This window comes from Leyella stercorea, assembly GCF_019052365.1.
Classification (GTDB): Bacteria; Bacteroidota; Bacteroidia; order Bacteroidales; family Bacteroidaceae; genus Prevotella.
In genome coordinates this window covers 1-8,233 of record NZ_JAHQUY010000093.1, presented here as the reverse complement: position 1 = coordinate 8,233, position 8,233 = coordinate 1, and the positions used below count along the sequence as shown (strand labels likewise).

The window sequence follows — 8,233 nt, the reverse complement described above, 5'->3', positions numbered from 1 at the left end:
TCTAATGGCGGTCATTAGAAAATGACAAGAAGCTTTTTCTAATGACCGATTTGGGTTAAAGGCTGGCAGATATGCGTTCTATCTACCAGCCTTTGACGATATCTACCAGCCTTTGCCGATATCTACCAGCCTTTTGCGATATCTTCCAGCCTTTATTCGATAAAGAAGTCGTAGTCTTCTTCCGTGTCTTTCTTCTTATCCTCCGACGGCTGCTTGGGCTTCGGTTCCTCCTTTAGCTTTCCGTCCTTGTCGAACATGCCGTACGTTGTGCGCAGCACGATAAACTCGGTGCGGCGGTTCAGCTGGTTGCAAATCTCCTGCTTGTCCTTGTCGAGCTTCAAGATAAATTCCTCTGAGAGCACGTCGCCTTCCTTTAGCCACGGATACTTCTCGGTGAGTTTCTTGCGGATAGTCTTCGGTTTCTCCTTGCCGTAGCCCACTGGCGAGAGACGGTCGCGCGAGATTCCCTTTTCTGTGAGGTAGGCAACCACCGACTCGGCGCGGCGCTGCGAGAGTCCCTTGTTGTATACCGCCGAACCTTTATAGTCGCAGTGCGACGAAAGCTCTATCGTCACGTTCGGGTTCTCGTTAAGCAGCTTCACCAGTTCGTCGAGCGCAGCCGTTGATTCTGGTCTGAGCGTTGCCTTGTCGAAGTCGTAGAAGATGTTGTCGATGAGCACCGGCGCCGTGATTGACGCCAAAGCGAACTGCAGCACGTACTCTTCCGACTCCTCAGCCGGCTTCACGCGCAGCTCCTCTTTATGGTTGAGGAATCCCTTGCACGTTGCAAGGAAGATATAGTCGACGTTCGGGTCTATCACGTACTCGAACGATCCGTCGCCCTTCACGCTCACCTTCTTGTTTGTGCCGTCCGATCCGACGATGTACACAAGCGCTTCTGGCAGTTCGTAGCCGTCCTGCTCGTACACCCATCCCTTCACGTTCTGCACAATCTCCGGGTTCTCGAAACTGTAAATCTTGTCCCATCCCCTGCCGTCGTTGCGGTTCGACGAGAAGTAGCCGCGGTTGTGTACGCCCTCGAACGTCATGCCGAAGTCGTCGCCCTGCGAGTTGAGCGGATAGCCCGGATGCTCTATATCGTAGCCGCCTTTGTCGTTAGGCGAAGCGATGTAGATGTCCAAGCCGCCCATGCCTACATGGCCGTCGCTTGAGAAATAAAGGTCGCCGTTGGCACGAAACGTCGGGAACATCTCGTTGCCCGGCGTGTTAATAGGTTCGCCCAAGTTCTCCACACCGGCAAGACCGAGCGACGTGATGCGTGCTCGCCAGATGTCGAGTCCGCCCAGACCGCCTGGCATGTCCGACACGAAGTAGAGCCACTCGCCGTCGGGCGACACCGCAGGGTGGGCATAGCTTGAGAGCGTGTCGTTCGTCACCTTGAACTCCTCGGGTTTCCCCCAAGCCGCATCGGCACGCTGCGAAGTCATAATCTGCGCAAAGCGCGGATACGACGGGTCGGTCTGACACTGCGTGATGTACATCGTCTTGCCGTCGGGCGTCAGCGCGCATGCACCCTCGTCGTACTCCGTATTCAGTCCGCCGTTCACCGGTTCGGGCTTCTGCCACTTTCCCTTCTCGTCTTTCTGCGAGACGAATATGTCGGCAGCCTTCGCTCCGGTGATGCCGCTCAGTTCGTTGCCCGTAGCGTCATTGCGTGTAGAGGTGAAGTAGAGGTAGTCGTACTGGTCGCCGCCGAGCACCGGACTGTAGTCGTCTCTTCTCGAGTTGAACACATCCATGCGCTTCACCTGATAGCGCGAACCCTCCTTCTTCCATTGCGGAGCGTTCTGCGCCGAGGCGAGTCCGTTCTTTGCGAGCACGTTGTCTGGCATCGAGTCGAGCACAGCGCGGAACTCGGTCTCTGCCTGCTTGTATGCGCCGTTCTTCAGCAGCAGTCGGGCGTAGCTGAGGCGGTCCTGCGTCGACGCCTGATTGTATCTGATGGCGTTGCTGTATGCCGCAAGCGCCTTCTGTGTAGAGTTGATGCGCTCGTTGCAGAAAGCCACCTTCAGCGCTATCTTGCCGCGCTTCTCGCGCTCCTTCGGCGCTGTGCGCTGGTAAGCACGCTTGAACTGCGTCGCGGCGTCGTAGTATTCGCCCACGGCAAGATACTTCTCGCCCTTCTTCATGTTCTTCTCTGCGCCGCAACCGCTGAGCATGAGGGCAGATAAAGCGAGGATGAATAGGGTAGAGTAGAGTTTTATTTCTTTCTTCATTGATATTTGTCCTTTAATAGACTTAACGGAGAACAGCATTTTTTATTGTGTACCTGCTTTATTTTGTAGTTTTGACACACACACAATAAAAAATCCTCGCAAACGCGTTAGCGTCTGCGAGGATGAAATAGTATTGTTAATCGTTGATTAACGCTTCAAGTTCGGGTTCTTCTCAACCTCAGTTGTCGGATAAGGACAGTAGATTGACTCGTCGCCAGCCCATGTAGACTTAACAACCGGAACGCTCTCCTTAGCTGTGTACTCCTTACCGTTCTCAACAGCCACAACAACAGGCTTGTTAGCAACACGGTAGTCGAAGTTCTTCTTCAGCTCGTTCATACGGAACTCGTCGGCGCGGCGTGTAACCATCTGTGTCCACTGACCTGCAACCTCCCATCCGTGCTCGATGTAGCAAGCCTCAGCGAGCTGGTCTGCAGTCATGTTAGCGATAGCAACCTTTGTGCCGTCTGAGAGAGTTACGTTCTCTACGTCGTTAACGGCGCGCTTGCGTACCTCACGCAGATACTCCTTAGCCTTAGCCAAATCGCCACCAGAACGAGCTGCGCTCTCTGCGTACCAGAGGAGAACCTCTGCGTAACGAATCAGACGATGACGACGACCGTTAGTCATGTTGGTGTAGTTAGGCTCGAGATAGTTGTACGGAGCGAACTTCTCCTTAGCGAGGTTGTCGCCGTCGCAGTTTACTGAGTAGATAGCGAACATCGGGTGATAAGCCTCTACAACCGGCTTGCCTTCAGCATCAAGATCCCACCAGTTGCAAACCTTAGTGATTGTAGCACCGTCCTGGAATGTGATTTTCGGAGCATACACAGCATCCTTACGCGGTCCTTCCGGATAGCGCTTCCAGAATGCGATTTCGCCCCATGCATCGCCCCAGCCACCATCGCCGAGACCCTCGAAGCGGTCGCAAGAAGTAAGCTGAGAGTCGTGATCCCAAGAACCAGAGTTCCAGTTGTTGTCGATACCGAGGATGGTCTCCTTGTTGTAGTTGTGGCCCATTGAGTAGACGTGGTTCCAAACCGGATCGTTGTAGAAACCGTATGTGCCGTTGTTGTCGATTACTTCCTTAGCCTTTGCAGCAGCGAGAGCGTAGTACTCCTTGCCCTTGTTGAGCGGATAGCCTGCCATTGCCATGTATACAGCAGTGAGTGTAGCCTGAGTAGCCTGCTTTGTAACCCATGCGTCTACGCCGTCGTGGTTGCGCGGAGCCTGGCTGTAGCTTGTAGGCAACCAGCCTTCAGCCTTCTTCAGGTCCTCTACAATGAGGTTGTAGATTTCTTCAACGCTTGACGGAGCAACGTTTGTTGCGCTCGGGTCGGTAGTTACAACCCTCGGCAGCGGGCCGAAGATGCGTACCATGTAGAAGTAAGCGTATGCACGCCAGAAGTGTGCGTTGCCGAGAGCGATGTTGATTTCCTCCTGAGATGTAGGAGTCTTTGATGCGTTCTCGATTACCCAGTTACAAGCCTTGATAAGAGCGAAGTGCTGGCTCCATGCGTCTGTTACACCCTTGTTTTCGCCGTCAGAGCTGAATACGTCAAGAGCTGCAACAGCCTGCTTGTTAGAGCTTGGGTTGGCTGTCATGTCGTCGCCCTGCCACTGCGGGTACATTGGGTTAGTCCACGACTGTGTCTGGTTCAACTTCTCGTAGATTGTATGGATGCTTGCATCAAGGTCAGCCTGACTCTTGAATACGTTGGCCTCTGACATCTGTCCCTTCGGGTCCTCGTCGAGGAAGTCGCTACATGATGTTGTTGTTGTCAGCACCGAAGCAGCGAAAAGGCAACCCAGTAATATCTTTTTATTCATTTTGTTTCGTTGTTTAGATTGTTAATTGATGGTTTTAGAAGTTCAGACGTACACCGAATGTGAAGGTACGCGGGTTAGGATAAGCACCCATGTCGATACCGTTGTTGTTGTCGACGTTGTGCTCAGAGAATGCTGCGCCAGCAGGATCCATACCCTTGTAGCCTGTGATGGTGAAGAGGTTCTGTGCAGAGAGAGACAGACGTACGTCAGCGAACTTGGTCAGCTTGCGCGGCAGAGTGTAAGCGACGCTGATGTTCTCGCAACGGAGGTAGTTAGCGTTCTCGAGCCACTTGTCTGAGTTGCCGTATGTCTTGTTGCCTGATGCGTCGAGAGACGGCATTGACTTGCCAACCTCTGAGAAGTAGTCCTTATCGGTTACGAACATCGAAGCACCTACTGCTGAGTTCATGGCGTAGCGCACGAGGTTGAGGCGCTTAGCACCGAATGCTGCATTGAAGAATGCGTTGAACTCCCAGTTCTTGTAGTTGATGGTGTTGTTCCAACCGAATGTCACGTCCGGGTTAGAGCGTCCGAGAACGAAGCGGTCCTTGTCGGCGTCCGGAGTGCGTGTTGTCTTGCCGTCGGCTGTGTAGTATGTGTCATAGAACTTGCCGTCGTCGCCCTTCTCAAGACCTGCCCACTTGTAGCCGTAGAATGTACCGATAGCCTCACCCTCGGTGATGATGGTACTTGCTTCTACTGTACCCGGTGACGGGCTGTAGCCGTAGAGACGCGGAGTCTGAGCTGTAAGCTTGGTTACCTCGTTCTTCAGGTAGCTAACGTTGAGAGTAGATGTCCACTGGAGGTCCTTCTTCTGCAGAATCTGTGCTGTCAGGCTAACGTCAACACCCTTGTTGCTAACTTCGCCTGCGTTTGTCCAGTAGCTCTGACCACCGAGGTAGCCCGGAGTGCTCTGCTGGAGCAGGGCGTCTGTAGTGTTCTTCCAGAAGAGGTCTACACCGAGGCTCAAGCGGTTGTTGAAGAAGCCGAAGTCGAAGCCGAGGTCGAACTGCTTAACCTTCTCCCATGTCAGGTCAGGAGTAGCGATACCGCCAGCCCAGTAGCCAGAGTATGTGTTCTTTGTACCGTAGTTGAAGCCGGTTGTAGAGAGGCTTGCGAGTGTAGAGTACGGAGTGATATCCTGGTTACCGATAATACCATAGCTTGCGCGGATCTTAAAGTTGTTAACAACGTTGCGCATCGGCTCCCAGAACTTTTCGTTAGAAACAGTCCATGCAGCTGCTACTGACGGGAAGTAGCCCCACTTCTTGTTTGTGAAGCGGCTCGAACCGTCGGCACGGAGTGTACCGGTGAGCATGTAGCGGTCAGCGTAGTTGTACATAACGCGAGCTACGCCAGAGAGCATTGTCCACTTGCTGTAGCCGTTGCTTGCGTCGCGTGTAGCGGCGTTCTTCACGTTCCAGTAGCCTACGAACTCCTGAGCCAGGTCCTTACCCTCGATACCCATAGAGCGTGTCTCGCGGCTTGTTGCCTCCCATACGCCGGTAGCAGTAAGGTTGTGGTCGCCCCAAGAGTGCTGGTATGTAAGGTTGTTGGTCGACTGCAGACCCATCACCTGAGCGTTGTTGTTGCCCATGTTTGTAGTACCGTTAACGGTCTTGGAAGAGAGGCTGTACCACTTGTAGTCGTTGAAGTCGATACCGTTTGTTGTGGTGAATGTCAAGCCGTCGCAGATGTTGAACTTCAAGTCGACATGACCGGTAACCATTGTACGGTTGCGGTCGCTCTGGTTAGCGTGAACCAAGCCCCACGGGTTCTGCTGGATGTTGTTGTACGGGTCCTTGTTGTAGTTGCCGTTAGCATCCATCATCTCCATTGTCGGAGAGTAGTTAAGACCTACCCAGATCGGGTTCGACTGGTTCTGAGCGAAGCCTGCCGAACCGCTGTTCTCTGTACGAGAGAGGTTAGCGTCGGCTGTGAGCTCCAACCAAGAGAAGAGCTTGTTGTGAATATTGAACTTAACAGAGTAGCGCTTCGACTCAGTGTCGCGAATAACACCTTTCTGGTCCATATAGTTGGCAGAGAAATATGTCTGTGTGCCGGTTGTACCCTTAGAGATAGCCACCTTGTAGTTCTGTGTAACACCGGTGTGGAGCAGCTGGTCCATCCAGTCGATACCCTTGTTTGTGCCGTTGATATAACCAGCGAGAGCGTTAGCGTCAGCACCCTTGTACTGCACCAAAGCCTTTGCGTAATCCTGAGCGTTCATAGCTTCAGGAACGTGGTATGCGTTAGAAACACCGAGCGAAGCGTCAAATGTAACCTGAGTTGTGCCGGCCTTACCCATCTTGGTCTGAACCATTACAACACCGTTAGCACCGCGCGCACCGTAGATAGCTGTAGAAGAAGCGTCCTTCAGCACCTGGATGCTCTGGATATCCTCAGGGTTGATACCCTCGAGACCTGTCTCGCGAACGATGCCGTCAACTACGTACAACGGGTCGTTGCTCTTGTTTACAGAGCTTGCACCACGCACACGAATCTTCATCGAACCGCCAGGAACGCCAGAAGACATCACCTGCACACCCGACATACGACCGTTGAGGGCGTCCTCAACACGTGCTACCGGCTGGTCCTTAAACGACTTGTTATCCATGATGGCAACAGAACCTGCCAAGTCGGCCTTCTTCACTGTACCGTAACCGATAACGACAACGTCGCTCAGCATCTCAGCGTCTTCATGAAGAGTAATGTCAAGGGCTTTCTTGCCTGCTACAGACATTTCCTGAGTCTTATAGCCTACGTAAGAAACTACAACTGTGGGTTTTGAAACGCGGAGAGTGAAGTTGCCATCAATGTCAGTAACTGTACCGTTCGACTTGTTGCCTTTTTCTACAATGCTAACGCCAATAAGCGGTTCGCCAGCGGCATCAAGTACGCGACCAGTAATCTGCTGGTTCTGCGGTGTTTGAGCTACATTGTAAACCGAACGCGCGAGTTCGTCTGCTGCTGTTGCGTTTGTTGCGCAAAGCATCATGCCTCCTCCCATCAACAACGAAAGCGCTAACTGCTTTGTCATAAGCGGAAGTAAAGGTCTCTTTACTTTTTCCATAGATTTGGTTTTTAAGTTTAGGACATCGTCCGCATTGCCGTAGTTTCCTTAGGCTGTGAGCTGACACATCCTTTTTCTTGTTAATAATAGTTATGTAGTATATATTTTATAACTCGAAATTAAACTAATTGTCACTATCTTTTCACCTTGTGTGTTTTTACTGTAGTGATTTGTTTAAGTAGGCGATTGGTTTTTAATTCGGGTGCAAATTTACAAAAATTTCTTTATGCACAAAAAAAATCATTAAAAATTTTTATGAAAACGTTTGTTCTGCACGTTTTTTGTGCAGCAATCGTTCGTCGGTTTGAAACAATTTGCGTAAATTTGCAACTGCAAAATCGCAATGGTTCCGTAGCTTAGCTGAATAGAGCGTCAGATTCCGGTTCTGAAGGTCGTGGGTTTGAATCCCACCGGAATCACCCAGGGGGTGCAGTTGTCTCAACTGCACCTTTTTTATTTCAAAAATGAATTAACTTGCTTGTTATATCAGAAACATTTTGTACATTTGCAATATCTCAAGTATAAACTTATATTTGTATCAGGTAGATATGGGAAACTTTAGTAGACAACAAGAAGAAAAAAAGGAAGCTCGGAGTTGGGATAAAACCGTGAAGGAGACCTTGGCAAAATACTTCTTCGACTTGTCTAAACTTGTGTTCACTGCGATTGTGTTAGGCGGATTCGTTCCTATTTTCACAAACGAGTATGTGGCAGTAAATTGGATGGTTGTAGGATGCGGCACTTTCGTCTCTGTTTGCTTCGCCATCTTTGGGTATAGAATTTTAAAAAACAAATAATTATGGGAACATTAGAAGCATTCTTGGTAATATTGGCAGTGATTAGCGGCGGTCTTGTCATTTGGTCTTATACCAAATCTGGCAAGAAGTGGCTCAACAGCCTCTAACTTTATGTACTATGCTCGATTCCCGCGGTCTGGTAATAATACTTTAGATATGCGGTAATAGTATTCTTGCTATGCGGTAATGAGATTTTTGCTGCGTGGTAATATCATGGTTCTTTGCAAGAACATATTAAAGGCTACCCGTTGGCGGAATTAATTTAAGTTGATAAATATGAGTAAAAAGTTGCACAT

The 8,233-nt window shown here is 50.7% G+C and carries 4 protein-coding genes and 1 tRNA gene; 2 read left to right on the top strand and 3 right to left on the bottom strand.

The features are described from left to right. Nucleotides 1-152: 152 nt before the first annotated feature. The 3 genes from porE to KTQ90_RS11980 all read right to left on the bottom strand — a co-directional run bounded on the left by porE (nucleotide 153) and on the right by KTQ90_RS11980 (nucleotide 7,140). Nucleotides 153-2,237, bottom strand: a complete 2,085-nt coding sequence (gene porE / locus KTQ90_RS11990) for a PorE family type IX secretion system protein (RefSeq protein ID WP_217318627.1) — start codon at nucleotides 2,235-2,237, stop codon at nucleotides 153-155. A 147-nt stretch (nucleotides 2,238-2,384) separates the two neighbouring features. Further along, nucleotides 2,385-4,067 (bottom strand): RagB/SusD family nutrient uptake outer membrane protein, encoded by a 1,683-nt coding sequence (locus KTQ90_RS11985; RefSeq protein WP_217318626.1) that lies wholly within the window; start codon nucleotides 4,065-4,067, stop codon nucleotides 2,385-2,387. Between the two features lie 34 nt (nucleotides 4,068-4,101). Beyond that, a complete protein-coding gene (locus tag KTQ90_RS11980) occupies nucleotides 4,102-7,140 on the bottom strand; it encodes a SusC/RagA family TonB-linked outer membrane protein (protein WP_217318625.1) in 3,039 nt (1,012 codons plus the stop codon). 345 nt (nucleotides 7,141-7,485) lie between these two features. Between KTQ90_RS11980 and KTQ90_RS11975 the strand changes: the two genes are divergently transcribed. Then, a tRNA-Arg gene (locus KTQ90_RS11975) sits at nucleotides 7,486-7,559 on the top strand. A 129-nt stretch (nucleotides 7,560-7,688) separates the two neighbouring features. After that, nucleotides 7,689-7,937: a DUF6722 family protein gene (locus KTQ90_RS13970; RefSeq protein ID WP_297213847.1), complete on the top strand. Its 249-nt coding sequence runs from the start codon at nucleotides 7,689-7,691 to the stop codon at nucleotides 7,935-7,937. Nucleotides 7,938-8,233: the final 296 nt, after the last annotated feature.